The sequence below is a fragment of the Streptomyces sp. NBC_00988 genome (assembly GCF_045162645.1).
In the GTDB taxonomy this organism is placed as follows: domain Bacteria; phylum Actinomycetota; class Actinomycetes; order Streptomycetales; family Streptomycetaceae; genus Streptomyces.
In genome coordinates, this window is record NZ_CP108730.1 from 9,333,585 (window position 1) to 9,359,998 (window position 26,414).

A 26,414-nucleotide genomic window follows, 5' to 3' on the forward strand; every position below is an offset into this window, starting at 1 on the left:
ACTGCTGTTCTCGTATCGACTGTTGGTCTTATAGTGCCGCTCCGCGGTGACGGAGGGAGACAGTCCGGACACAGAAGCCGCCAAGTTGCAACCCTCTGCAACCCTGGTGAACAGCCGTACGGTGTCTGAAACTTGTCCCAGCTGCGAGGGTGGTGCCGTGTCGGCGCAGCACCACCCTCGCGTTGTGCCGGTGTTGGCTCAGACCGTCGGCCGGGCCCGTTCCGCGATCGACGTGAGGTCCAGGCTCGGCGGCAGGGTGCCGAACGCGGAGCCCCAGTCGCCGCCCAGCCGCGAGGCGCAGAACGCGTCGGCGACCTCCGGTGGCGCGTGCTGGACGAGCAGCGCACCCTGCAGCACCAGCGCCATCCGCTCGACCACGCGCCGGGCGCGGCCCTCGATGCCCTCCAGGTCGGCGAACTCGGCGAGCAGGTTCTTCATCGCCCCGTCCAGCCGGTGATCGGCGCCGCGCACCCGGCCGACCTCGACCAGGAAGGCGTTCAGCGCCTGCGGCTCGCGCTGCAACGCCCGCAGGACGTCGAGGGCCTGGATGTTCCCGGCGCCCTCCCAGACCGAGTTGAGCGGTGACTCCCGTACCAGGCGCGGCAGTCCGGACTCCTCGACGTATCCGTTGCCGCCCAGGCACTCCGCCGCCTCGACCGCGACCGGCGAACAGCGCTTGGTCACCCAGTACTTGGCGGCCGGCACCGCCAACCGCAGGAACGCCAGCTCCTGTTCGCCGCCGTCGTCGTAGGCCGCCGCGAGCCGCAGCGCGAGCGTGGTGGCCGCCTCCGACTCCAGGGCGAGATCGGCCAGCACGTTGCGCATCAGCGGCTTGTCGAGGAGCTTGCCGCCGAACGCCTCGCGGTGGGCGGCGTGATGGACGGCCTGCGCGACGGCCTGCCGCATCAGACCGGCCGAACCGAGCACACAGTCGAGCCGGGTCGCCGCGACCATCCCGATGATCGTGCGTACCCCGGCGCCCTCGTCGCCGACCCGGCGCGCCCAGGTGCCGTCGAACTCGACCTCGGCGGAGGCGTTCGACCGGTTGCCGAGCTTGTCCTTGAGGCGCTGGAGGAGGAACACGTTGCGGGTGCCGTCCGCCAGCACCCGGGGGACCAGGAAGCAGGTCAGCCCGCCCGGTGCCTGCGCCAGCACGAGGAAACCGTCGGACATCGGCGCCGAGCAGAACCACTTGTGACCGGTCAGCTCGTACGTCCCGTCCTCGGCGAGCGGGCGCGCCTCCGTCGTGTTGGCGCGGACGTCGCTGCCGCCCTGCTTCTCCGTCATGCCCATCCCGAAGACCACCCCGGCCTTGAGGTGGGCGGGCCGCAGCTCACGGTCGTAGACCATGGACGTCAGCCGGGGCTCCCACTCGGCGGCGAGCGCGGGGTCGGCGCGCAGGGCGGGCACCGCCGCGTGGGTCATCGACAGGGGGCAGCAGTTGCCCGCGTCGACCTGGGTCCAGACGAGGAACCCCGCGGCCCGCCGCACATGTCCGGCCGGGCGGTTCCAGGCGGCGGTCAGCCCGGCGGAGATGCCTTTGCCGAGCAGCCGGTGCCAGGCCGGATGGAACTCGACCTCGTCGATCCGGTGGCCGTAACGGTCGTGGGTGCGCAGGCCCGGGGGGTTGTCGTTGGCCTGCGCACCCCACTCCTGGAGCTGGGCCGAGCCGGCGGCGCGGCCCAGTGCCGAGAGATCCTCGCGGACCTCGTCCAGCAGTCCGGGTGCCGTGTGCCGCTCGACCGCCTCCGTCAGGACGCGGTCGGCGGTGAAGACGTCGTATCCGACCAGTGGGGGAGTCTGGTTCGTCACGGTGTGGGTGGTGCGTGCCATGGCTGGAACCTACCCGTGGGGACGCTGGTGGTCTGGATCTCCACTGCGCGGTTGCTGTGGCGATCCACCCTGGCACAAGCGCCCCCGCCGACGTCAGGCCGAGCGGGACATGGCAGCCAGCATCGCGGTCTCGGGCGCCTCCTCCTCCAGCCAGCCGGTGCGGTACACCGTGTCCAGATAGCGTTCGCCCAGGTCAGGAGCTATCGCCACCGCCGTCGTGCCGTGCCGTCCGTTGCGGGCGAGCCACTGCTCGGCCCCGCTGACGACCGTGCCGGTGGACCCGCCGAACAGGAAGCCCCGCGCGGCCAGCCGACGGCAGGTCGCCACGGTGTCCGGCTCCCCGACATGGATCACGTCGTCGATGTACGACGTGTCGAGGAAGGGCGGCGCCACGCTGGTGCCCAGGCCCGGGATCATCCGCGGCCCGGCCTCCCCGCCGAACGTGACCGAACCGGCCGCGTCCACGGCGACGATCCGCACCCGGCGCCGCCACTGCCAGAACCAGCGCGCGCAGCCCATCAGCGTCCCGGTGGTGCCGGCGCCGACGAACAGCACGTCCAGCTGCGGGAACCGGCGGGCGATGGCGGGTGCCGTGGTGCGGTAGTGCGCCCGCCAATTCCCTTGGTTCGTGTACTGGTTGAGCCACACGTACCGCTCGTCGGAGGCGCACAGCGCCCGCACGTACGCGATCCTGGCGCCCAGAAAGCCGCCGTGCGCGTCGGGTTGGTCGATGACGTGGACCCGGCTGCCGAGCGCCTCCATCAGCTGCACCGTGGGCACGTTGCAGCGTCTGTCGGTGATGCAGAGAAACCCGTAACCGCGGCTCGCCGCGAGGACGCTGAGTGCCACCCCCAGGTTGCCGGACGACGACTCGACCAGCACCGAGCCGGGCCGCAGGATGCCGGCCCGCTCGGCGGCGTCCACCATCTCGGTGGCGGCCTTCAGTTTGACCGAGCCGGCGAAGTTGAACCCCTCGCACTTCAGATAGAGCGGTAGTTCCAGTGCTGCCCGCAGGTCGACGTAGAGGTCGTCCTCGTTGAACTCCGCGGGATCGGAAATAACAGCCATGTTTTCCCCCTAGTGGTGCGCCACGATCGCCGTCAGCCGTACCGGCGCAGCTCGTGGAAGAACCCGTCGACGACGTGGAGTTCGCCCCGTCGGACCACTTCGTCATGGACGAACCTGCCGACCGCGAGGTCGAGCACCCCGAGCCCGAAGGGCGAGAACACCACCGTCCGGTCGGTCGGTACGCTCACGCGGCCTGTCAGTACGTCGTCCAGCGTGCCGTCGATGAACTCCCGCCCCCCGGTGACCTGTTCGGCCAGGTGCGGTGACGTGTCGGCCTTCAGGCAGTGCTCGACGTCGTCCACGAAGTTCGCGGACGCGAGCAGGATCGCCGGGTCGAGATCCCGCAACGACACGTGCAGGACCAGCGGATGATGGTCGAACCAGGCCGGATCGTGCACATGCGGCGAGCCGGCGATCGTCGCGAACACCAGCAAGTCGCTGGAGCGGACCAGGCCTTCGGCCTTGTCGTGCACGGTGACCCGCCCCGGCGCCCCCGACCGCTCCAGATACCCCCGGAACCCCTCCGCGCTCTCCGCGGACAGGTCGTACACGCCCGTCTCCTCGAACTCCCAGCCGGTGGCCCGGAGATGGGTGTGGATGTAGCGGGCGATCAGCCCCGTCCCCACGAACCCGACCCGCAGCGGACGCGTCCGGCCCTGGCTGAGCTTGTCGGCCGCGAGCGCCGCCGAACTAGCCGTACGGGTCGCGCTGATCACCGAACTCTCCAGGCAGGCATACGGATAGCCGGTATCCGGGTCGTTGAGGATCAGCACCGCAGACGCCCTGGGCAGCCCCGACCCGGTGTTCCCCGGGAAACTGGAGATCCACTTCAGGCCGTCCACCCGCAACGGCCCCCCGAGCGAGGCGGGCAGCGCGATGATCCGGGACGACGGACGGTCCGGGAAGCGCAGGAAGTACGACGGCGGGTTCACCGAGTCGCCCGCGCCGTGCAGCCGGTAGGTGGCCTCCACGAGGGCGCCGATCTCCGACTCCCGCCCGGTCAGGGCCTGTTGGACCTGTTCGCCGCTGATGACCGCGAAGGAAGGTGTGTCGGTGCTCATGCGGCCCTCCCGCCGGCCGTCGGGGCGAGGTCCGTCAGGCGCACCGGATCGCCGAGCCCGGCGAGCACCTCGCGCGGCCCCTCGAACGGCTCCCTGCCGTGCGCGGTACGGATGTTGTCCACCAGCAGCAGATCCCCGGACCGCCACGGCTCGCGCCGTACGTGCCGGTCGTAGGCCTCGTTGACGGTCGTCACGATGCCCGGGTCGATCGGATCGCCGTTCCCGAAGCGGGTGTTGAAGGGCAGCGCGTCGGCGCCGTAGACGTCGACCAGGTACTCGCGGACCTCGGGTTCCATCGTCCACTCGTTCAGGAACGCGATCTGGTTGAACCAGCAGCGACGGCCTGTGACCGGGTGGCGGAGGACGGCGGCGCGGTGCTGGCGGGTGCGCAGCGAACCGTCGTGCTGCCAGGCGAACTCGATGCCCTGGGTGCGGCAGTAGCGTTCCACGACGGCACGGTCGTCGGTGCCGAAGGCTTCGGCGACCGACGCCCCGATCTCCTCGTGGTACGTCCGCGTCAGCATCCAGCCCTCCCGCTCGAACTGCTCCACGAGCGGCGCGGGCAGCGACTGGAGGACGGCCTCGGCGTCGGCGACCGGGGTCGCGCCGCCCTGCGTCGGTGCCTCCAGGCAGGCGAAGAGCAGCAGGCCCGGGAAGTCCAGGGCGTAGCTCAACTCGTGGTGCTGGCACATCGGTTGGTCGGTCGGCCACTTCGTGGCGGAGTACACGCCCTCCGCGTAGGTACGACGGGGCGCGAACGGCTCCCGGTCCGCCATCAGGGAGTCGGTGAGCCGCCGGAAGACGGTCTCGGCCCCGGCCGGGTCGGCGAGGCCGAGCCCGCGGACCAGGACGCAGCCGTGCTCGGCGACGACGGACCGCAGCGCCGCACGGTGCCCGGCGGCCCAGCCGACCGGGTCTCCGCCGACATCGGCGTGCAGCAGCGGTGGACTGTCCGGGCTCAGGGCGACGGAGTTGAGCAGCGTCGCGGAAGAGAGCGACATCTCGGTGTTCCTTTCGGTGGTGCTGTCGATCGTTCGGCCGGGGGTGCGGCGGGTCTCAGGAGGAGACGGGCGGGTCCAGCAGTCCGGCCAGGTCCGCGAGGACCGGGTGTCGGGTGACGTCCTTGAGGCTGATCGCCCGGTCGAGGGCGACCGCCAGCTTCACCGCGGCCAGCGAGGTGCCACCGCGGTCGAAGAAGTGGTCCTGGCGGCCGATCCGCTCGGCCGGAATACCCAGCACCACCGCCCACGCCGCCGCCAGCCGCCGCTCGGCGGGCGTGTCCGGCCCGTCCCCTACGGCGTCCAGATCACCGGCGAGCCCGGTGAGCGTCCGGCGATCGATCTTGCCGTTGGCGGTCAGCGGCAGGCTCGCCCGCCAGTGCACGACCGACGGCACCATGTACGCGGGCAGCGACTCGGCGAGCGTGGACCGCACCGCGTCGGCCTCGACGGGCAGCGGGCCGGTGCAGAACGCCACCAGCTGCGTCCCGCGGACGACGACCACCGCGCCGTCCCGCACCCCGTCCACCCGCAGCAGCGCGTTCTCGATCTCACCGATCTCGACACGGAAACCGCGGATCTTCACCTGGCTGTCCCGGCGCCCCAGGAACTCCAGCTTGCCGTCCGGCCGCCAGCGCCCGTGGTCACCGCTGCGGTACAGCCGCTCACCGGGCCGGTACGGGTCCTCGGTGAACGCCGCCCTCGTCCGCTCGGGATCGTTGACGTACCCCCGGCCCACGCACACACCGGAGAACACGATCTCGCCGGGTGCCCCCAGCGGCACGGGCACCAGATCCTCGTCGACGACGTACACCCGCACGTTGGCGACGGGCCGGCCGAGCGGGACGCGGTCGCCGTCCGGTGCCCGGTCCATGACCTCATGGTTGGTGTCGTCCGAAGTCTCCGTCAGGCCATAGGCGTTGACGAGCCGCACCCCGGGCCGAGCGGTGAACCAGCGGTCCACGAGCTCCTTCTTCACGGCCTCCCCGGTCACCGACACACAGCGCAGGTCCGGGAGTTCACGCGGCTGCCGCTCCAACTCGGCCAGGACGGCCTCCAGATACGACGGCACGACCTGGAGCACGTTCACGCGCCCCGCCTCGATCGTGTCGACGAACCGCGTCACGTCCAGGATGACGTCCTGCTCCACCAGCAGCGTCCGCCCGCCCACGAGCGGCGCGCACACCAGCTGCCACAGGGAGATGTCGAAGCACTGCGGCGCGGTCTGCGCCACCACCTGCCCGGCGCCGATCCCCAGGTCGTCGAGCTTCGCGAACACGTGGTTGAGGAAACCCGCGTGCTCGCACATGGCGCCCTTGGGCTCACCCGTGGAGCCCGACGTGAAGTAGATGTAGGCGAGTTGACCCGGCGACACCGCGATCCCGAGGTCGCCGTCCGAGTGGCCCTCGGCGTACGCCTCGTCGACGTAGAGAGTGCGGTCGGTCGGGTCGCCCAGCGCGCCGTCGCTTCCCCGCTCGGTCAGCACCAGCTCGCACCCGGCACGGTCGAGCACCCTCGCCACCCGGTCGGCCGGGAAGTGCGGCTCGACGGGCAGATACACCCCGCCCGCCTTGAACACGGCGAGGACGGCGGCCATCCAGTCCAGGTTCCGCTCCAGCACCACGGCGACGACACCCTCGCGGGTCAGTCCCCGGGAGAGCAGTGCCCGACTGAGCTGATTCGCCCGGGAGTTGAGCTCCCGGTACGTCCACTGCCGGTCCCCCTGCACGGCGGCGACGGCGTCCGGCTGCGCCGACACCCGCTCCTCGAACAGCTCGTGCACCCGCCGCTCGGGCAGCTCACGCTGCGGGCCCGCCAACTCGTCGAGCTGGAAGCGGAGTTCGGCGTCCGACAACAGCACCGGCCGGTCCGGCTCGGTCAGCGCGGTCAGGTGATAGCCCGCGATACGGGCGGCGGCCTCGGCGTCGAGGACATCGGTGCGGTACCGCAGCCGCAGCGTGCGGCCGGTGACACTCACCCGCACCGCCGGGTCCTCCTCGGCGGGTTCGCCGGACAGCGCCCCGAGGACCTTGGCATGGGCGACTTTCAGTGCGGCGGGCTCGACCAACAGCCCGTCGGGCAGGGACACTTCGTACTCCGCCACACCGGGCACCGGAGTGAGCGTCCACCGCGGAATGATCTCCATCGTTCTTTTCCCCCCTGTTTCCTTCCCCCTACGGCATGAGCCGTCAGGGAGCCATGTGCTGTCCGGCGCGCCGTGGCGCCACCGCCGGATTCCCGCCCCACCGGGATCGCGCCGGCATCTCCTCGCCCTTCATCAGGAAGGAGTCGGCGGCGAGTTCGGCCCCGTCACCCATCGAGACGCCGTAGTGGACGAGCGCACCCACCCCGAGGGTGCAGCCGGCGCCGATGGTGATCATTTCGGACTTGAAGGTGCCGTCCTCCTGCGAGTGCGACTGCACCTTGGTGTGCGCCGCCAGCGTGCAGTCGTCGCCGATCGCGGTCAGCGTGCGCTCGGTGATGTACGCGCCGTCGTCGAAGACCCGGCGTCCCATCCGCACGCCCAGCGACCGCCAGATCAGGTTCTTGAACGGCGTGCCGTTGAACACCTGGATATAGGTGTCCGGCACCTTCCACAGCCGCTCGTGCCACCAGAAGTACGGGTCGTAGATCGAGCACAACTTCGGCTCCAGCGGACGGAATCCACCGACCAGGCGCTCCACCAGCACGTAGTACCCGGCGGTGAAACCGAGCCCCAGCATCAGGGACGCGCCGATCAGCAGCCCCCCGCCGATGCCCTCGCCCCCGTACAGGTCGACCGCGGCGAAGCCGAGGACGGTGAGCACGAACCAGTGCAGCCAGCGCACGAACAGGTACAGGCCCATCGAGCGCAGGTTGGATCGGTTCTTCGCGGCCAGCCGGCGCTTCAGCTCGTCGCCCTCGCGCAGATGGTCGAAGCGGCTGTCGCGCTCCACCGAGCGCGGGATCTCGAAGCACGGCGAGCCCAACAGGCCGACACCCTCACGGAGTTCACCGTCGATCGGCACCATCACCTTCGTGGCGAGCAGACAGTTGTCGCCGGTGCGGCCCCCCGAGGGGTACGCGATGTTGTTGCCCAGGAAGTTGCGCGGCCCGATCTCGGCGCGCGACAGCCTGAACGACGTACTGGAGAAGTCCGCGTTGACGATCGACAGCCCGTCCGCGACCATCGTGCCGCTGCCCACGGTGGCCAGATACGGCGTCTCGTGCTGCACCTCCGTACCGAAGTTGGAGCCGGTCTGCTCCACCTCGCCGAGGTCGTAGCCGATGGCCTTGAGGTAGCCGACGATGTAGGAGCTGTCGCCGCACAGCCACTTGAAGAACTTCAGGTTGGTCGTCCGGGCCACCGCGCGCTGCACCGAGTAGTGGAAGCCGTACAGCGGATACACCGTGTCGGGGCGCAGCAGCGGACGCAGCAGCCTGGGCAGCAGCGACACGGCGGCGAAGCCGAGCACGACGAACCCGACGAACGCCACGAGCGACAGGGCCAGCGTCTCGCCGTAGAACCGGGCCGAGTTGAGGTCCTTCGTGTTCGGGTCGAGCAGATGGTCGAGGCCCGGTGCCACGGTCAGCACCATGTAGGTGCCGCCGATCGCGAGCGGGACGTAGACCAGCAGCATCTGCAGGACCGCGCCCAGGCCGTAGCCGAAGCGGCGCCATGTCGAGCAGTCCGCGTGCGGGATCCGGACGTAGTCGACGTCCGTGGGCTGGGCCGGGGAGCCGTGCACGCGCTGCCCCGCCGGGACCTGGGCGTCGTCGTACAGGGCGGAGGAGTGGCCGAGTTGGGACCCGTCGCCCATGACCGTGCCGATGTCGAGGACGGTCTTCTCGCCGACGTACACCTCGCTGCCGAGGGTGACCCGGCCGGTGCGGATACGGCCGGCTCGCGCCTGGTAGCAGAGGAAGAAGGTGTCCTTGCGGATGACCGTTCCGTCTCCGATGGTCAGCAGGTCGGTGCAGACCGGTACGGAGTGGGACAGAATCGTGACGCCCTTGCCGATCCGGGCGCCGAGGGCGCGCAGATACAGGACGTAGACCGGGTTGCCGGCGAACAGGATCATCGGGTTGGCGTGCAGCAGCGCCTTGACCGTCCAGAACCGGACGTAGGCGAGGCCCCAGACCGGGAACTCGGTCTCCTTCCAGCGGCCCACGAGAATCCACTTGGCCACCACCGGCACCGTGCACACACCGACGAACACCGCGCCGCCGAATATCGCGGAACGCAGATATACCTGGACCACTCCGGAACCGGAGGAGACCCATTCGTAACCCTGTCCCGTGACCGTCCCGGCGAGCACGCAATACACCGCGAAAACCAGGAACTGCAGTAGCCCGCACAGCAGATAGCGGGCCGTGCTCCCGGCCGGCGGCGCCTCCGCCTCGACCGGTGCGGTGGGCTCGGGTGTGTCGGCGAGCGCCGCCGCCAGACTGCGGATCGTCGGATATCCGTAGACGTCCCGCATCGACACCGACGGCAGGTCCTCGCGTTTCCTGACCCGGGCGCAGAAATGTGCCATCACCAACGAGTTGGCGCCCAGGTCGTCGAAGAAGTGACTGTCGAGGGGTATGACTTCCTTGCGTACGACACCGGCCAGGACCTCCGCGAGGACGGTCTCGGTGACGGTGCCGGGTTTTCCCACCACGTGGCTCCTTGGTGCTGATCGTCGCCTATGAATTGTCAAAGACGAATACGGTGGAGTCGCGCCCGTTGTTCACGGCAGGGGCAAATTAAATAACACGCGAAACGGGTGGGGTAAATGGGAATTCGTGAGATTTGAGTTCCCTGTTGTGTGCTGAGTTTCCAAATGGACTGGGCCCTGGTCCTGGGCCAATTGATTCCCCCGAGTCGTGTGCGCTGACGTCGTCCCAACGCGCGCAACGAATGCAGTCCGGATTATTTCTGGACATTCCGGAACGGGTCAAGGCTGTTTCGGTCAATGGCGCTTTTTCGTCTTCGCCGGCCGACGGGCTGGTCAACATGAATTGACGGCCGAAGTCCTCACCGGGACACTCTCCGAAACGGCCGTCAAAGTATCGAATGCGGCTTCGATTGTCGGGGCGATTATTTTCGGCCACCGCGAGCATGACACGACCGCCCCCGAGGGCGTCCCGCCCGGCCGACGACCCCGGGGGACGAGTGCATCCCGGCGCGGCGGATACCTTTAGGGCGTGCAGTCAGCAAGTGAACCCACCGAGCGGCCCACCAGCCGGTTCCACCGGGCGCGTGCCCTCTACCGGAACGTCTCCAAGCGCAGGACCGCCTGGCTGCTGGTCAAGGACACCGTCAACTCCTGCATGGAGTACCGCATCCTGGGCCTCGCGGCCGAGGCCGCGTTCTTCACGCTGCTGTCCGTGCCGCCGCTCCTGCTGAGCCTCATCGGCCTGCTCGGCTACGTCGACAGCTGGACCGGCGCCCACAGCATCGCCGGCCTGGAGAACAACATCCTGGAGGCGTCCCGCACGGTCCTGTCCGACAAGGGCGTGCACGAGATCGCCCAGCCGATCCTGCACGACGTCATGAAGGGCGGCCGGCCCGACGTCATCTCCATCGGCTTCCTGTTCGCCCTGTGGTCGGGCTCCCGCGCGGTCAACGTCTTCATCGACACCATCACCGTCATGTACGGCCTCGACGGCGTGCGCGGCATCGTCAAGACCCGGATCGTGTCCTTCGCCCTGTTCATCGCGGCCCTGCTGATCGGCTCGATCGCGCTGCCGCTGATGGTGGCCGGACCGGACGCCGTGGTGAACGTTGTGCCGTGGTCGGAGACGGTCGTCCAGGTCCTGTACTGGCCGGTTGTCATCGTCCTGTCCGTCGTCTTCCTGACGACCCTGTACCACGTGTCGGTCCCCGTCCGCTCCCCGTGGATCGAGGATGTGCCCGGCTCCCTGGTCGCCCTCGCCATGTGGGTCCTCGGCAGCTACCTGCTGCGCATCTACCTCACCGGCACGGTCGAGGGCCCCACCATCTACGGCTCCCTCGCGGCCCCCGTAGCCGTCCTGCTGTGGATCGGCGTGTCCGCGTTCGCCGTCCTCGTCGGAGCCGCCGTCAACGCCGCCATCGACCGCGTCTGGCCGGCCGCCGCGACCGCCGCCGCCCGCGCCGCCAACGAACGCCGCCAGGACGAACAGGTCGCCGAGTACGTCGCCCACATGGCCGCGGTCCGCGCCCGCGACGGCGAGGACGACGACCCCGACGACTCCTACATGCCCTCCGAGTTCCCGGAACGCTGGTCCCGCTTCCTCCCTCCGGAGGACGTGACGTCGAGGCTCCGCACCCACGCGAAGAGCACCCACACCCACAAGGGAACCCGGGACAACTCCCAAACACGGGACAAGTAAGGCGCCCCAAGGGGACGGGGCCCGCTCGATCACCGGCCGACTGAAGCGCGCCCCAAAGGGGCGCGGGGCCGTGTCGATCTGCGGCTCCGCCGCGCGGGCGCGACCAGCCACAACGGACCCGCAGCCGACAGATCGGCCTCCCCGCAGGGAACTACGCGCCGGCCTTCCAAACGCCCGCCGCCGCAGCCTCCCGCACGAACTCCGAGAAGTCCCGCGGCTCCCGCCCCAGCACATCCTGAACCCCCTCGGAGAGATACGAGTTCCGCCCGTCCAGGAGCGACTCGAACAACTCCACCAGGAACTCGAACTCCTCGCCCGGCACCCCGAACCCCGCGAGAACCTCCCCGTACTGACGGGCCGACACCGCCCGATACGTCAGCTCACGCCCCGTCACGGCGGCGATCTCCGCGACCGCCTCCCCGAACGTCAACAACCGCGCCCCGGACACCGTGATCGCCTGCCCGACATACCGGTCCCCACCCGTCACCGCCGCGACGACCACATCCGCGATGTCCCGTACATCGACTGGGGGCACCTCCCATGCCCTTAAGGCTATGGGGGAGGCTCCCGAACCGAACCCCCGGGGAACACCAGTTCCCCACTCTCCCGAAACCCCTCCACCAGCGGCCCCTCGCTGAAGTTCTGCGCGAACCAGGACGCCCGCACGACCGTCCAGTCCGCCCCCGACCCCCGCAACGCCTCCTTGGTCGGCCGCGCCCGCTCCTCACCCCGCGACGACAGCAGCACCAGCCGTCGTACACCCAACCCGACCGCCTCCTGCGCGAGCAGCCCCACCGCGCGCCCCGCCTCCGGCGCCCCGACGTCCGAGGGATACACCAGGTACGCCGCATCGGCACCCCGCAACGTGTCCGCCCACGTGGACCGCTCCGCCCAGTCGAACCCCCGCGCCCGCGAGGCCTCCCGCACGGTCAGCCCCGCCGCCCGCGCCGCCTCCGCCACCCGGCGCCCGGTACGCCCCGAAGCGCCGGTCACCACAATCGTCATGTTCCGCGCATTCTGTGTCATGCCCTCCAGTCAACGCCCGTGCGCGAGCATCGACCATCGCTGAACGGCTCATTCCCATAACCACGCGTCTACGCTGGCCACATGGACGCCCTGGCAGGCCTTCTGGAGGGTCCACGCGCGCGTGGCGCCTTCATGATCCGCGCGTGCTTCGACCCGCCCTGGGCGGTACGCATCGAGGACCGCGCCCCGCTCACGGTCATGCTCATGGTCCGCGGCGACGCCTGGATCACCCCGGACACGGGGGAGCGGATACGCCTGCGGGCCGGCGACCTCGCCATCGCCCGCGGCCCCGACCCCTACACCTGCGGCGACAACCCCGACACCGCACCCCAGGCCGTGATCCTGCCCGGCGCCGAGTGCCACTACCCCGACGGCACCCCGCTCAACGGCTCGATGGACCTCGGCGTCCGCACCTGGGGCGACCGCCCCGACGGCTCCACGGTCATGCTCATCGGCACCTACCTCATGCGCGGCGAGATCAACGGCCGCCTCCTGGACGCCCTCCCGCCGCTGCTCTCCCTCCCTGCGGAGGTGTGGGAGTGCCCGCTGACCCCGCTCCTCATGGACGAGATCGTCCGCGACGAACCCGCCCAGGAGGTCGTCCTGGACCGCCTCCTCGACCTCCTCGTCATCGCCGCCCTGAGGGCCTGGTTCTCCCGCCCGGAGGCCGAGGCCCCGGCCTGGTACCGCGCCCTCGCGGACCCGGTCGTCGGCAGGGTCCTGCGCCTCCTCCAGGACGACCCGGCGCACCCCTGGACGGTCGCCTCCCTCGCCGCCAAGGCCGGCGTCTCCCGCGCGGCCCTGGCCCGCCGCTTCACCGACCTCGTCGGCGAACCCCCGATGTCCTACCTCACGGCCTGGCGCCTGGCTCTCACGGCGGACCGCCTCCGCGACACCGAGGACACCATCGGCGCGATCGCCAGGCAGGTCGGCTACGGCAGCGCGTTCGCCCTGTCCAGCGCCTTCAAGCGGGTCTACGGCGTGAGCCCGCAGGAGCACCGGACGCGGTCGGCGTAGCCTTTTGGCCGTGTACGTGGAGAGGGCGTCCCGGCTGCCGGGCGCGGTGGTCTGGAGCCGCACGATCGAGGCCTCCACCGTCGGCCCGGTCCACCCCGTCCTGCCCGACGGCTGCATGGACATCCTCTGGAACGAGGGCCGCCTGCTGGTCGCGGGCCCGGACACACGCGCGTACGTCCCCGGGACCGCGCCCACACACTGGGCAGGCATCCGCTTCGCCCCCGGCACCGCCCCCACGTACCTGGGCGTCCCCGCACACGAACTCCGCGACCGCCGGGTCGACCTCACCGACCTCTGGCCCGCCGCGACGGTACGCCGCCTCACCGCCCGCATCTCCACGGCCCCCGACCCCGCGACCGCGCTGGAAGAAGCGGCACTGGAACGCGCGGCGGCCGTGTCCCCACCCGATCCGCTCCTACGGCACCTCGTGACGGCCCTCGACACCGGTCGCCCCGTCGCCGCCACCGCTGACGAACTCGGCCTCGGCGCCCGCCAGTTGCACCGACGCTCCCTCGCCGCGTTCGGCTACGGCCCCAAGACGCTCGCCCGGGTGCTACGCCTCCAACGCGCCCTCGCGCTGGCCCGCGTCGGAGTCCCGTTCGCGGAGACGGCGGCCCGGTCCGGTTACGCGGACCAGGCCCATCTCGCCCGGGACGTCAAGGAGTTGGCGGGGATGCCGCTGGGGCAGCTGCTCGGCCGGGCCGGTTAGGCAGGGCCCGGCGCGGGACTCGGCGCAGGACTCAGCGGGGCGAAGAGATCCACGCCGTTGCCGTCGGGGTCGTGCACGACGGCGTACCGCTGGCCCCAGAACGCGTCCCACGGCTTGAGCTCGCCGTGATGCCCGGCGCCGGTCAACTCCTCGTAGACCCGGTCCACTTCGGCGGGGTCGTCGCAGAGCAGGGCGAGCGCGGCCCGACCGCTGCCGGTGGGTGCCCGCCAACCCGGGTGGAACGAGCGGACGGTGTCCTCCGTGTCCAGCAACAGCCGTAGCCCACCCGGCAGTTGGGCCTCGGCGTGCGGCTGGCTCTCGGCATCCTCGGGGAACCCGAACCCGAGCCGACGGTAGAAGGCGACAGAGGCGGCCATGTCGGAGACGACCAGGCCGATCGCGTCGAATCGTGGAGTCATGGGGCAACGGTAGGCGGGGCCGGGCCGACCGGTCTTGAAGGAATCGGACACCGCGCCCGGCAGATCGTTCAGCTGAAGGTCACGGGTCCGCGAGGGGTGTCCACCGTGAAGGAGAGACCGACCGGCCCCGCCTCCACCACCAACTCCGCTCCCACAGCCGACAACAACGGGCGGATCTCGTCCGGGACCGGTGCCGTCGCGGTCAGCTCCAGCAGGGGTGCGACGGGCAGGCCCGAGGCGGTCGTCGGGTGGGGCGAGGAACTCCAGTCGATGAGGAACGGCACCAGACCGGAGGGATGCGCGGTGTCCCCGTCGGTGAGCCGCCACTCCAGCAGCGTGCCGTCGGGCCGGCGGCGGCTCATCGCCCGTACGGGCCCGGGGTCGTACCCCTGGGCCCGGGCCGCCGCGACCGCCGCGTCCAGGTCGGGCGGGGAGACCGCCCAGGTCACCGTCCGGGCGACGGCCAGCGCGTCGACGCCGAAGGGACGCGGACCCGACGGCTCGGGCTGCTCCGGGTCCGGACCGATGATCTCCAGGTAACGGGAACCGCCCAGCGAGACAAGGCAGTTGCGGGTTCCGAGCCCCACATGGGCACCGCCCGCGACCGGCGCGATGCCCGTGCGCTCGGTGAACTCGGCGACCGTCACCGCCAGTTCGGGGGTCGCGAGGACGAGATGGTCGAGGCGTGCCGGAAGAGCGTTCATCCCCACCGAGGCTACGTGGCGGGACCGCACCACAGGAGGGAAAGAGTCCCTTAACTGTGGAACACCTGTACGGCAGGATGGGCGCATGATCCGTGCCGTGCGCGCCCTGCCGCTGCTGTTGCTCCCCGCGCTGTCCCTCCTGCTCGCAGGCTGCGGCACCGAGAAGGCGGACACGGGTGCCGGAACCCCTGAGGCATCGTCCTCCCCTGTCACCGCCACGTCCGCCGAAATCACGTCCCGCGCACGGTCGTTGGGCTTCGACCCCGACCTCGTCCACGTCATCGACCCGCCCGGATTCACCCTCGCCGAGCAGTCGGTCGGCGTATCGGACGTCGGCCTCTCCATCGCGTACACGGACCTGAAGACCGGCGCCGTGATCACCCTGCGCGTGGAGCCGGGCGCGATGACCGACGCGAACTGCACGACACAGGCGGCGTTCAGCAGCCACATGACCTGCGTGCGCGACGGGAACGCCTGGTACCGCACCGGCGGCGGAACGATCGAGTACGTCATGGCGCAGAAGGGCCACCTCGTGCACGTCGACGCCGAACAGGGCAAGGTGACCCGCGCGGTCCTGCGCAAGTCGGCCCAGTCGCTCCGCCGCCCGTACAAGAGCGAACTCCCGGTCGTCCTCCCGCCCGCCCGCACGGCCGCCCCCGTGGAACGCGGCGACCTGCCCACGAACGGGGACGGGGCGCCCAACAACGAGGTGGGGAAGGGTGGTTGAGCACACGGCGTGAAGGAGCCCCAGTCCGTGAGGCCCGGTCCGTGGAGCTCAGTCCGGGTAGCTCAGTCCGTGCAGCCCGGTCCGTGAAATAGGCTGCGCCGCATGGCTGCCGCGCCCCGCCTCCTCGTCTGCACCCGGACCACCGACTACCGCCACGACTCCATCCCGGCCGCGGTGACCGCCGTACGCACCCTCGGCCCCTTCGAGGTGGACGCCACCGAGGACCCGGCGGCCTTCGAACGCCCCCTGGACGACTACGCGGCCGTCGTCTTCCTCTCCACCAGCGGCGAGGTACTGACGCCTGCGGGCCGCCAACACCTCGCCGCCTACGTCGAGTCGGGCGGCGGCTTCGTCGGCGTCCACGCGGCGGCCTGCACCGAGTACGACTGGCCGTACTACGGCGACCTCCTGGGCGCCCGCTTCGACCGGCACCCCGCCTACCAGCCCGGCAACGCGCTGATCGAGGACCGCACCCACCCGGCCACGCAACACCTGCCCGCCGTATGGCAGTTCACCGACGAGTGGTACGACTTCCGCACCAACCCGCGGAGTTCGGTCCACGTCCTCGTCTCGGCCGACGAATCCTCCTACGAGGGCGGCCGGATGGGCCCCGACCACCCCCTCGCGTGGTGCCACGAGAAGGGCGCCGGCCGGGTCTTCTACACGGCCCTCGGCCACGCCTCGGAGGCCTACGAGGACCCGGACTTCCGTGCGCATCTGCTGGGCGGGATCAACTGGGCGGCAGGGCTGGACTAGGGCCCGTCCGGCGGATCAGGTCGCAGGAAATCGGCGGGACCTGACCAGCGCCGGTGAGTGACGACAACGCCGCAGATGCGCGTGCCACACCCCGCGTCTGCGACAGGATCCGCCGGACAGGCCCTAGCGGCCCGGTCCGCGCTGTTCGCAGGAGGGAACCGGGCTCGTCCCATGGCCCGGGCGGCCGGGTCTCCATTGCCCGGAACTCCGAGTGAACCTCTCCCGGGTGGCAGCCGTAGCCGGTCACAGCGGGCGGCGCGATGAGCCCCCTTCTGGAGACCGGACGGCCGGTCGGGCACGGGAATGGGAATGGACTGGATGCAGATGTTCGACGGCGCTGCGAGCGCCCGCAAAATGAGGCTGCTTCGGCTCTGCCGACGCAATCCGCGACGCATGCTGGTCGTTCCCCTCGATCATCCTCTGACGGACGGGCCGATCGCCGGGGGCGGTTCGGGCCTCAACCGGCTGGTCGGCCAGTTGGCGACGAATGGCGCGGACGCCGTGGTCCTGCACAAGGGAAGCGTCCGCCGCGTGGATCCGGCCTGGTTCACTCAGATGTCGCTCATCGTGCATTTGAGCGCGAGCACCGCGCACGCTCCCGACCCTGACGCGAAATGCCTCGTCGCGACCGTCGAAGAGGCGCTGCGGCTCGGCGCCGACGCGGTGAGTGTGCACGTGAACGTCGGTTCCCGGGAAGAGGCCCGGCAGATATCCGATATGGCGGTGGTGGCGGAAGCCTGCGACCGCTGGAACATTCCGCTGATGGCGATGATGTATCCGAGAGGGCCGCGTGTCACCGACCCTCGTGATCCGGCGCTGGTCTCCGCCGCCGTGACGGTCGCGGCCGAAATCGGGGCCGACCTGATCAAGACCTACGCCCTCGAATCCGATGTGGACATGCTGCGCCTGACGGCCTCCTGTCCGGTACCCATTCTGGTGGCCGGCGGTCCGCGGGTCGGCAATGGGAAAGCGCTGCTGGAATTCGTCGATTCGGCGCTCCGGGGCGGTGCGGCCGGTATCGCCATGGGCCGGAACATCTTCGAATCCGACAACCCCGCCGCCACGACACGTGAGCTGGCCCGCCTCGTGCACGGGGATGTGCCTCCGCCCGCTCCGATCGAGTTCTATACGGAAGAGACAAGGAACCATGAAGCTCACGTGGCTTGATATTCGCGGTGCCGCCCATAAGCAGGCGGTACTTGAAGAAGCGCTGCACCAGCGGTTGGACGGCATTGTCTCGGACAGCCTGGTGGATCTGGGCGGCCTGCCCCCTACGGTGAAGAAGGTCTTCTTCCCGCACGGCAAGGAGCTCAAGGAGCTTCCCGACGATCTCGGCGCGGCCGACGTGGTGATCGTCGATCCGCGCGTGCACGGGACGCCCGCGGAACTCTCCTCGGTGCATCCGGGGGTCGAGTTCGGACGGTTCGTGGAGATCGTCGACGCGGAGACCCTGGAGGACGCCTGTCAGTCGGCCCGCACGGAGGAGTGGAGCCTGCTGCTGTTCCGCGATCCCACGAAGATCCCCCTGGAGATCGTCATCGCCGCCGCTGCCGGTGCCGAGGGCAGTCTGATCACCGTCGCCGGGGACGTGACGGAGGCGGAGATCATCTTCGGGGTGCTCGAACACGGCTCCGACGGCGTGATGATGGCGCCGAACGCCGTGGGTGACGCCACCGCGCTCAAGCAGGCGTCCGCCGTCGTGACCGAGCCCCTCGATCTCGTCGAGCTCACGATCGTCGCCACCGAGCATGTGGGCATGGGGGAGCGGGCCTGCGTCGACACGTGCAGCCACTTCCGTGAGGACGAGGGAATCCTGGTCGGTTCGCATTCCAAGGGGATGATTCTCTGCGTGAGTGAGACGCATCCGCTTCCCTATATGCCCACCCGTCCGTTCCGGGTGAACGCGGGGGCCATTCACTCCTACACGCTTTCCCGCGACGGGCGTACCCACTATCTCAGCGAGCTGAAGTCCGGCAGCAAGGTCATGGCCGTGGACGTCAAGGGCCAGACCCGTATCGTCACCGTCGGCCGGGTCAAGATCGAGAGCCGGCCTCTCATCTCCATCGACGCGAAATCCGAGGACGGGCGTGCCGTCAATCTGATCCTCCAGGACGACTGGCATGTGCGCGTGCTGGGCCCGGGCGGAGCGGTGCTGAACAGCACCGAACTCAAGCCCGGCGACCGCGTGTTGGGATATCTGCCCGCGGAGGACCGCCATGTCGGCTATCCCATCAACGAGTTCTGCCTGGAGAAGTGAGAGCGCCATGGACGACGAACTCATCGACGCCTATCTGGAACGCATAGGCGCCAAGCGGCCGGAGCGGGTGGACGCGGACGCCCTGCGCCATCTTCACGAACGCCATGTACTGTCCGTTCCGTTCGAGAACCTGTTCTTCCTTCTCGGGGAACCGATCCCGTACTCCCTGGACGCGGTCAAGAAGATCGTGCAGGAATGGCGCGGCGGCGGGTGTTTCGAGCTGAATTCGGCTTTCGCGATGCTGCTGGAATCTCTCGGATTCCACGTCACCCTGCTGGCCGGGTGCATCTATCGCGGTGAGGTACTGGACAGTCCCATCGGTCATCTGGCGCTTCGGGTGGAGACGGACGAGCCGGACGGACATTCCTGGCTGGTGGACGTGGGGCAGGGAAGTCACAGCCGATGGCCCCTGCGGCTGGATCTGCGCACACCGCAGGACGACCCGCACGGTGCGTACCTTGTCACCGAGACATCCGACGGGGACATCGACGTATTCCGAGACGGTTCGCCGCTGTACCGGATGGAGATGAAACCCCGGAAAATCGAATTCGGCCTTCCCTCCATGTGGTGGTACCAGACCGCCCCCGAATCGCCTTTCAGGAACCGGCTGATCTGTGTCCAGCCCCGGGAGGACGGAAGGGTCACTCTCGCGAACCGGGTCCTCATCAGGGAACAGGGCGGGGAGCGGACCAGGGAGCGGATCGTGACCGAGGAAGGGCTGAAGGAGGCGCTCGGTACCTGGTTCGGGATCCATCTCGACGAGGTGCCGAAGATCCCGGAAAGGTCCGCGGGGCCGTCCGCGGCCGGAGAGGGGCGTTCGTAGCCATGCCCGGGAACGTAACCCAGGATCTCTCCCAACTCGCCCGCGCCAGAGGGTGGTTGGAGCGGATCGCCTTCCTGGCCGACGACCGCGCCTGGACGTACGCCGAGGTGTTCGACGGCGCGGCGCGGGCCGCGCGAGGGTACCGGTCCGCGGGACTGCGCCGCGGCGACCGCGTCCTGCTCGCGCTGCCCGACAGCGTGGAGATGGTCTGGTCCGTGCTCGGCGCCTGGCAGGCCGGACTCGTCGCCGTCCCGGTCAACGTCCAGATGAGCGGGGAGGATCTGACGCGGGCCGTCGAGACCGTGGAACCCGCGCTGGCCGTCATCGACCCGGACAGCGCAGGGCAGTTGGAGCTGCCGGGCTTCGCCCCCGCCATGAAGGTCGCGACCCTGGTCGCGGGCGAACCGGACCCCGATTTCGCCGAGGGCGGGGACGCCCCGGCGCTGGCGGTCTTCACGTCCGGCACGACGGGCACCCCGAAACTCTGCTTCTTCCTGCACAGCAACTTCGCCGCGCCTCCCGGCCCGCCCGGTCCAAACGGCAGTAGCCGTACGACAGTTGGGCTGTCGGTCTCCCGCATGTACTTCCTGGGCGGACTGCACTTCTCGGTGCTCACCACCCTCGCCACGGGCCAGACCGCCGTCCTGTCGCGCACCCGGGCGACCCCGGCCGCCGCGATCGGGCTCATCGACCGCCACCAGGTCACGGACCTCTTCGCACAGCCGAGTTTCCTGGCCCGCATGCTCCTTGAGCCCGGCCACGCGGAGGCGTTCGGCCGCCTCCGGGAGGTGTCGAGCGCGGGGGAGGTCCTCTCGCTACGGCTGCGCCGGCGACTGGTGCCGATCCTGGAGGACCGGCTGGTCAACAACTACGGCGCCACCGAGATCGGCGTGATCTCCATGGGCCGGCCCGCCGCGTACCGGGCCCCTTCCGCGGTCGGCCCCGCCGTACCCGGCCGGCCGGTGCGCATCGTCGACGCGGACGGCCAGCCGATGCCCGCGGGCAGGCAGGGCGAGCTGCACGTCTACGCCGACTTCGCGTCCCGGGGCGTCGAGCGGGGGAGTCAGGGCCCCGATCAAGTGAGGGACACCTGGTGGCCGACCGGGGACCTGGCGTCGATCGACGACGACGGCGTCCTCCACGTGCACGGCCGACTGGACGACGTGGAGGTGATCGGCGGCCAGAACGTCGTACCGGGCGAGGTCGAACGGCTTCTTGAGAGCCATCCGCGCGTGCTCGAAGCGGCGGTCAGTTCGGTCCGGCGTCCCGCCGGGGACACGAGTCTGCGCGCCTACGTGGTGACCGTCCCCGACAAGGAGCCGGGCAACGGAGCCGACGACCCTGCCCTGGACGCCGAGTTGATCGCCCTGGCCCGGGCCCGGTTGTCCTGGTACAAGGTCCCGCAGGACGTCGTCCGGCTGGACACGCTGCCCCGCAACGCGAACGGCAAGATCCTGCGCAGACAACTCCGCGCGGCGGGCGGCCAGTTCGTCTGACACCGGGACGGCACACCCTGAAGGGGCAGCGGACGACCGGTCCGCTGCCCCGTCCTGCTCGCTGCCCCGTGCGTCGAGACGGCGGCGCGCCTTACTCGGCCGGGCGCCACCGGAACCAGTGGTCGACCCCGTCGAACCGGTAGCGGTCGTCCCCGTCGTCGAACCGCGGCTCACCGATGAGTCGGCGAGCACCGTCCGGTGCCTGACGGTGCGGCGCGAGGAGCAACTCCAGTTCGTCGTAACGGACATCGATCCCTCCGTGCCCCGGATGCTCCTCCGGCCCGGCATCGGAAAGCTGGTACCTGACGAAGATCGCCCACTGCTCGCGCTCCATCGCCACCGCCGCCTCGCTCGCGGACCACACGAGGTACTCCTCGGCCTCGTCGGCGCGGTTGCAGTCCCGGATCTCGTAGTAGTGCGGGACACCGTCGACGAGCGCGAGTCCCTTGCGCGGCCCGTCGTACCACTCCAAGTCCACGTACGTGGGCTCGAAGCCGTCCGCGATCAACTGCTGCTTGTCCCATGACCTGGCCATACCGGCAGGCTACCGACCGCCCGGCACCCCCGTGCTCGCCCGCTCCACCAACCGCGTCGACAACTCCGTCCGCGTCCCCTCCGGCCGGTCCCCGTCCATCAGCCGGACCAGCAACCGCAGTGCCGTGGCCGCCATCTCCGACAGCGGCTGCCGGATCGTGGTCAGCGCCGGAGTCACCCAGCGGGACTCGGGAAGGTCGTCGAAACCGACGACACTCATGTCGTCCGGGATGCTCAACTGCCGTTCCGCCAGGGCCTCGTAGACCCCGAGGGCCATACGGTCGGAGCAGACGAAGACCGCCGTGGGCGGCTCGGGCAGGTCGAGGAGTTCGCGCATACGGGTGCGGGCCATGGCCTGGTCGAAGCCGCCGTGGCGGATGTACTCGGGGCGCCCCGGAACGCCTGCGGCGGCGAGCGCGGAGCGGTAGCCGGCGACGCGGGCGCTGCTGCACATCTTGTGGCGGTGGCCGGCGATGACGGCGATGCGTTCGTGGCCCAGGGAGAGCAAGTGCTCGGTCGCGGTCACCCCGCCCTGCCAGTTGGCCGCGCCGACCGACACCACGCCCGGCGGCGGTTCGTGCACGGGGTCGATCATCACGAACGGGATGCGGTGCTGGTCGAGCCAGGAGTACTGGGACGGCGTCAACTCCGCCAGATTGAACAGGACTCCGGCCGAACCCCGGCCAACCAGCTTGTCCAGCCAGCCCCGTTCGGGCCGCTCGGCCCGCGTCCGGGTCAGCCCGGCCGAGACCACCACCTCAAGGCCGGCCTCGTACGCCGCCTCCTCCACCCCGTGCAGCACCGCCCCCGACCACGAACTCTCCAGCGAGTGCACGACCAGGTCGACCATCCCCGGCGCCTTGCCGGCGTCGAACCTGGGCCTGCGCACATAACCGAGCCGCTCCAGCGCCTCCGTCACCCGCCGCCGCGTCTCCGGCGCCACGTCCTCCCGGCCGTTGACCACCTTGGACGCCGTCGGCACGGACACCCCCGCCTCCCGGGCCACCACCGCCAGCGTCGGCCCCGCCGTCACGCTCGCGCTCCCCGTACGGACCATCGGGTACCGCCTCTCCAGCCCGCCCGAGGGCCATCGAAAGTTTCGACCAGCGCTGCTTCCCCGACTCCATCATCAGCCAGCCAGAAAGCGCTTCCTACGATAAGCGCGCGTCAACACGGCGGGAAGACCAGGGAATTCACGTGATGCAGCCGACCCAATCTTTCGAAACCCCGAACAAGGGAGAAAGCGTCACCTACAGGTCACTCTGCTGTACACGTCAGCCGGAAATCTGCGAAGTCCGCCGTGAAGGCACCCTCCACCAGATCCCACGCATGGATGCCCGCCATCGCCCCCGTGAACCGCAGCCGCGACCCGTAGTCGTCCGACAGCCGACTGAAGTCCAGCCCCGGCCCGACCGCCGTCCGAGCCCCGTCCCGCACGTACCAGAACCGAGCCTCGGCCCCCTCGACCGTCACCCCCAGCGCCACGGGAGCACGGACATCCACCTCTACGACGGCCACCTGCCGCGTGCCGTCCTCGTCCCGCTCCACCAGGCTCAGCACCGTACGGCCGCCACCCCGCCACTGCTGCCCCCGCTGCTCCTCACCCTCGGGCTCCGCCCAGGTCAGGTGCAGGCTCAGATACGCTTCGGCGCCGTACCAGAGCACCAGCCCGGCCGCCTGCGTGAACGTCAACGGCCTTGCCTCGACCGTGACTTCCGCCTCCGTGCGATGCTCCGTGATCCGCTGGGCGAGGAGACTGTGCGCCCAGCGCGACTCCGGCCCGTGCCGCCCGCGCAGCCGGATCCAGCCGGGGCGGGCGGCGGTGTCGGCCCAGGACGGGTCGGGGTAGGCGCGCGGGGTGCTCCACGGCCAGCCCAACGGCCCGTCGGAATCCGGGACTTGAGCCGGTGCGGCGGCGGGACGTGTCGGTACGTCCACCTCCACCACCGGATGCCAGCCGCCCTGCCGCAGCCTCGGCCAGCCGTCCGCGTCCCAGGTCACCGCCTGGATCGCGGTCTCCCGGCCCAGGGTGCAGCGCGGCCCGTCGGGTGTCTGCACCGGCCGTGCCGCCAGATGACTCAACACCCAGTCACCGCCCGGCAGTTCGACCAGCTCGCCATGGCCCGCCTTCTGCAACGGCAGCGACGGGTCGTCCCGGGACGTCAGCAAGGGGTGGTCGTCGAGCTCGTACGGGCCGGTGACCGTACGGCTGCGTGCCACCCGCACCCCGTGCTCGTACCCCGTGCCGCCCTCGGCGAGCAACAGGTAGTACCAGCCGCCCCGCCGCACCAACTTCGGCCCCTCGATGAGCCGTTCGTGCTGGAGCAGCAGATGAGTCACGCCGATCGGGGCGAGCGTGTCGCGGTCCAGCTCGGTCGCGACGATGCCCGCGAAGCGGCTGCCGCCGGGGCGGCAGTCGTTCTGGAGGTTGAGCAGCCACAGCCGGCCCTCGTCGTGGAACAGGGCCGGGTCGAAACCGTGGCTCGTCACCCGCCGTGGGGTCGTCCACTTCCCGGCGACGTCCGTCGCCGTCGTGACGTAGGTGTCCAGGTCGAAGTACGGCGTGCCGACCGAGCGGACCACCGAGTACGTCAGCCAGAAGTGCTCGCCGTCCCAGCTCAGCGAGGGTGCCCAGACGCCGCCCGAGTCGGGGACTCCGGCGAGGGAGTCGCCGGGGACCGCGCCCCGGGCGTGGCCCGCGTACTCCCAGTGGGCGAGGTCCCGCGAGCGGTGGATCGGGATCGTGGGGAACCACTCGAAGGAACTGGTCGCCACGTAGTACCAGTCGCCGACCCTGACCATCGAGGGATCGGGGGCGAAACCGCGGACAACAGGATTGTGCAGCAAGGTCACTTGAGGGCTCCCAGGGTGACCCCGGTACGCCAGTAGCGGCGCATCGCCACCATCATCACGGCCATCGGGACGATCGACAGAAGGGCGCCGGTGAGGACCAGGCTCGTCAGGTCGACGCCCGACTCCATGCGTTTGCCGGACCAGTTGTAGAGGCCGAGGTTGAGCGTCCAGTTCTCCTCGCCGCGCAGCACGGTCAGCGGGAGGAAGAAGGCGTTCCAGGTGTTGACGAAGGCCAGGAGGAAGACCGTCGCTCCGCCCGTCGTCATCATCCGCAGCACGATGCTGAAGAAGATGCGGAGTTCGCCCGCGCCGTCGAGGCGTGCCGCCTCCAGGAGTTCGAAGGGGACCGTGGCCTCCGTGTAGACCTTGGCGAGGTAGACGCTGAACGGGTTGATCAGGCAGGGGATCAGCATCGCCCAGGGGGTGTCGACCAGGCCGATCTTCGAGAACATCAGGTACAGCGGGAGCGTGAGCAGCGCGATCGGGATCAGGAAGGAGCCCACCACGCACGCGAACACCGCGCTGCGGCCCGGGAATTCGAAGCGCGCCAGGCCGTAGCCCGTCGCGAGGGCGATGAGTGTGCCGCCGAGGGAGCCGACTCCCGCGTACAGGAACGAGTTGGCGGTCCAGCGCAGGAAGATGCCGTTCTCGTAGGTGAAGACCTGACGCACGTTCGCCCACAGGTGCATGCCGGAGAACCAGAGGCCGTTGCTCTGGTACAGGCCCGTGCGGTCCTTGGTCGCGGCGACGATCAGCCACCACACCGGGAACAGGCTGTAGGCGCTGGCCAGCACCAGGCCGACGAGCAGGAAGCGCTGGCCGCCGCGTGAACGGGCCGCCGGATCGGGCTTGTTGAGGCGGCGGACCTGATGGGCGTTCCGGCGTTCTTCGGTGAGGGTCATCAGTCGGCCTCCTTCGCGGTGAGCCGGTAGAAGAGGAAGGAGGCGAGGCCGAGGATGAGGGCGAGCAGGACCGAAAGGGCCGCCGCGTAGTGGTAGTTGCCCGCGTTGAACGCCTGGTTGTAGATGATCATGATGGGCGTGAAGCTGTCGTTCACCGTCTGCGGGGTGACGTTCCGGAACAGCGCCGGCTCGTTGAAGATCTGCAGCATCTGGATGATCGAGAGCATCCCGGTCAGGACCAACGCCCCTCGTACGTAAGGGATTTTGATGCTCGTCGCGACCCGGAACTCGGAGGCGCCGTCGAGGCGGGCCGCCTCGAACAGGTCGCGGGGGACGCCCTGGAGCGCCGCGTAGATGATCACCATGTTGTAGCCGATGCCGTGCCAGGTCAGCAGGTTGCCGATGGACGGCCAGACCATCGAGGGCGCGAAGAAGTTCCAGGACAGCCCGAACACCTTGCCCAGCGGCGTCAACGGGCCGACGTCCGGGCTGTACAGGTTGATCCACACGATCGCCGCGACCACTCCGGGGATCATGTACGGCACGAGGAGGAAGATCCGGAAGCGGCCCGCGGCCTTCGAGGACAGCGCGTCCAGGAACAGTGCCAGCAGCAGGCTGACGAGCAGCATGACCGGGATCTGCACGCACGCGAACAGCACCACGCGCAGTACCGAGTTCATGAACGCCGAGTCGGTCAGGCCCTGTTGGTAGTTGTCCAGGCCGGAGAACCGCTGCGTGGAACCGCCGAGACCGAGACCCGACTGGTGCTCCACGAACAGCGACTCGTAGACGGCGTACCCGATCGGTATCAAGTACAGGAACACGAAACCGAGTTGGAAGGGCACCGTGAACGCGGCACCCTTCCAGCGCTGGGAGCGAATCATCGGCGCTG

At 69.9% G+C, this 26,414-nt stretch carries 22 protein-coding genes and 1 pseudogene; 9 read left to right on the forward strand and 14 right to left on the reverse strand.

Annotated features, from left to right (window positions below; genetic code table 11):
* Positions 1 to 198: 198 nt before the first annotated feature.
* From OG496_RS42285 to OG496_RS42310, 6 genes are all read right to left on the reverse strand, one after another.
* Complete coding sequence (locus tag OG496_RS42285) at positions 199 to 1,833, reverse strand: acyl-CoA dehydrogenase family protein (RefSeq protein ID WP_405974623.1); 1,635 nt, start codon at positions 1,831 to 1,833, stop codon at positions 199 to 201.
* A gap of 93 nt (positions 1,834 to 1,926) precedes the next feature.
* Positions 1,927 to 2,901, reverse strand: coding sequence for a 2,3-diaminopropionate biosynthesis protein SbnA (gene sbnA, locus OG496_RS42290; protein ID WP_366493058.1), 975 nt, complete (start codon positions 2,899 to 2,901; stop codon positions 1,927 to 1,929).
* Positions 2,902 to 2,933: 32 nt separating this feature from the next.
* Positions 2,934 to 3,962: a 2,3-diaminopropionate biosynthesis protein SbnB gene (sbnB, locus tag OG496_RS42295; protein ID WP_405974624.1), complete on the reverse strand. Its 1,029-nt coding sequence runs from the start codon at positions 3,960 to 3,962 to the stop codon at positions 2,934 to 2,936.
* A complete protein-coding gene (locus OG496_RS42300) occupies positions 3,959 to 4,963 on the reverse strand; it encodes a TauD/TfdA family dioxygenase (protein ID WP_405974625.1) in 1,005 nt (334 codons plus the stop codon). Before OG496_RS42300 ends, sbnB begins: the two co-directional genes overlap by 4 nt.
* A gap of 55 nt (positions 4,964 to 5,018) precedes the next feature.
* Entirely contained in the window at positions 5,019 to 7,106 is a 2,088-nt protein-coding gene (locus OG496_RS42305; RefSeq protein ID WP_405974626.1) for a non-ribosomal peptide synthetase, read from the reverse strand.
* Positions 7,107 to 7,149: 43 nt separating this feature from the next.
* Positions 7,150 to 9,600, reverse strand: a complete 2,451-nt coding sequence (locus tag OG496_RS42310; protein ID WP_405974627.1) for a Pls/PosA family non-ribosomal peptide synthetase — start codon at positions 9,598 to 9,600, stop codon at positions 7,150 to 7,152.
* Positions 9,601 to 10,129: 529 nt separating this feature from the next.
* Here OG496_RS42310 and OG496_RS42315 point away from each other — a divergent pair.
* Positions 10,130 to 11,299, forward strand: a complete 1,170-nt coding sequence (locus tag OG496_RS42315; protein WP_405974628.1) for a YihY/virulence factor BrkB family protein — start codon at positions 10,130 to 10,132, stop codon at positions 11,297 to 11,299.
* 151 nt (positions 11,300 to 11,450) lie between these two features.
* On the opposite strand, the pseudogene OG496_RS42320 reads toward OG496_RS42315, so the two are convergent.
* Positions 11,451 to 12,325, reverse strand: a pseudogene (locus OG496_RS42320) (NmrA family transcriptional regulator).
* A gap of 81 nt (positions 12,326 to 12,406) precedes the next feature.
* Between OG496_RS42320 and OG496_RS42325 the strand changes: the two are divergent.
* Both OG496_RS42325 and OG496_RS42330 read left to right on the forward strand, forming a co-directional pair.
* Positions 12,407 to 13,342, forward strand: a complete 936-nt coding sequence (locus tag OG496_RS42325) for an AraC family transcriptional regulator (RefSeq protein WP_366493052.1) — start codon at positions 12,407 to 12,409, stop codon at positions 13,340 to 13,342.
* Between the two features lie 10 nt (positions 13,343 to 13,352).
* Positions 13,353 to 14,051, forward strand: a complete 699-nt coding sequence (locus tag OG496_RS42330) for a helix-turn-helix domain-containing protein (protein WP_405974629.1) — start codon at positions 13,353 to 13,355, stop codon at positions 14,049 to 14,051.
* Here OG496_RS42330 and OG496_RS42335 read toward each other — a convergent pair.
* Positions 14,048 to 14,470, reverse strand: coding sequence for a VOC family protein (locus OG496_RS42335; RefSeq protein WP_405974630.1), 423 nt, complete (start codon positions 14,468 to 14,470; stop codon positions 14,048 to 14,050). The two genes, OG496_RS42330 and OG496_RS42335, sit on opposite strands and share 4 nt — an antisense overlap.
* Positions 14,471 to 14,538: 68 nt before the next feature.
* The gene (locus OG496_RS42340) at positions 14,539 to 15,174 is read right to left on the reverse strand and encodes a VOC family protein (protein WP_366493049.1); all 636 of its coding nucleotides are present in this window, start codon (positions 15,172 to 15,174) and stop codon (positions 14,539 to 14,541) included.
* An 85-nt stretch (positions 15,175 to 15,259) separates the two neighbouring features.
* Here OG496_RS42340 and OG496_RS42345 point away from each other — a divergent pair, with 85 nt between their 5' ends.
* The 6 genes from OG496_RS42345 to OG496_RS42370 all read left to right on the forward strand — a co-directional run bounded on the left by OG496_RS42345 (position 15,260) and on the right by OG496_RS42370 (position 21,233).
* Positions 15,260 to 15,901, forward strand: a complete 642-nt coding sequence (locus OG496_RS42345) for a hypothetical protein (protein WP_405974631.1) — start codon at positions 15,260 to 15,262, stop codon at positions 15,899 to 15,901.
* 102 nt (positions 15,902 to 16,003) lie between these two features.
* Complete coding sequence (locus OG496_RS42350) at positions 16,004 to 16,657, forward strand: ThuA domain-containing protein (protein WP_366493047.1); 654 nt, start codon at positions 16,004 to 16,006, stop codon at positions 16,655 to 16,657.
* 309 nt (positions 16,658 to 16,966) lie between these two features.
* Positions 16,967 to 17,824 (forward strand): 2-amino-3,7-dideoxy-D-threo-hept-6-ulosonate synthase, encoded by an 858-nt coding sequence (locus tag OG496_RS42355; RefSeq protein ID WP_405974632.1) that lies wholly within the window; start codon positions 16,967 to 16,969, stop codon positions 17,822 to 17,824.
* The gene (locus OG496_RS42360) at positions 17,805 to 18,914 is read left to right on the forward strand and encodes a 3-dehydroquinate synthase II family protein (RefSeq protein WP_405974633.1); all 1,110 of its coding nucleotides are present in this window, start codon (positions 17,805 to 17,807) and stop codon (positions 18,912 to 18,914) included. Before OG496_RS42355 ends, OG496_RS42360 begins: the two co-directional genes overlap by 20 nt.
* Before the next feature lie 7 nt (positions 18,915 to 18,921).
* On the forward strand, positions 18,922 to 19,737 hold the full coding sequence (locus tag OG496_RS42365) for an arylamine N-acetyltransferase (RefSeq protein ID WP_405974634.1): 816 nt from the start codon (positions 18,922 to 18,924) through the stop codon (positions 19,735 to 19,737).
* A 2-nt stretch (positions 19,738 to 19,739) separates the two neighbouring features.
* The gene (locus OG496_RS42370) at positions 19,740 to 21,233 is read left to right on the forward strand and encodes a class I adenylate-forming enzyme family protein (RefSeq protein WP_405974635.1); all 1,494 of its coding nucleotides are present in this window, start codon (positions 19,740 to 19,742) and stop codon (positions 21,231 to 21,233) included.
* Between the two features lie 91 nt (positions 21,234 to 21,324).
* Here the strand turns inward: OG496_RS42370 and OG496_RS42375 are convergent, their stop codons facing one another.
* The 5 genes from OG496_RS42375 to OG496_RS42395 form a co-directional block, all read right to left on the reverse strand.
* Positions 21,325 to 21,768, reverse strand: coding sequence for a hypothetical protein (locus OG496_RS42375; RefSeq protein ID WP_366493042.1), 444 nt, complete (start codon positions 21,766 to 21,768; stop codon positions 21,325 to 21,327).
* A gap of 9 nt (positions 21,769 to 21,777) precedes the next feature.
* Complete coding sequence (locus OG496_RS42380; protein WP_405974636.1) at positions 21,778 to 22,824, reverse strand: LacI family DNA-binding transcriptional regulator; 1,047 nt, start codon at positions 22,822 to 22,824, stop codon at positions 21,778 to 21,780.
* Between the two features lie 200 nt (positions 22,825 to 23,024).
* Positions 23,025 to 24,620 carry a family 43 glycosylhydrolase gene (locus OG496_RS42385; protein ID WP_405974637.1) on the reverse strand — a complete coding sequence of 532 codons (1,596 nt, stop codon included), beginning with the start codon at positions 24,618 to 24,620 and terminating at the stop codon, positions 23,025 to 23,027.
* On the reverse strand, positions 24,617 to 25,522 hold the full coding sequence (locus OG496_RS42390; RefSeq protein WP_366493039.1) for a carbohydrate ABC transporter permease: 906 nt from the start codon (positions 25,520 to 25,522) through the stop codon (positions 24,617 to 24,619). The genes OG496_RS42385 and OG496_RS42390 overlap by 4 nt, the downstream gene beginning before the upstream one ends.
* Positions 25,522 to 26,406, reverse strand: coding sequence for a carbohydrate ABC transporter permease (locus tag OG496_RS42395; protein ID WP_405974638.1), 885 nt, complete (start codon positions 26,404 to 26,406; stop codon positions 25,522 to 25,524). Before OG496_RS42395 ends, OG496_RS42390 begins: the two co-directional genes overlap by 1 nt.
* Positions 26,407 to 26,414: the final 8 nt, after the last annotated feature.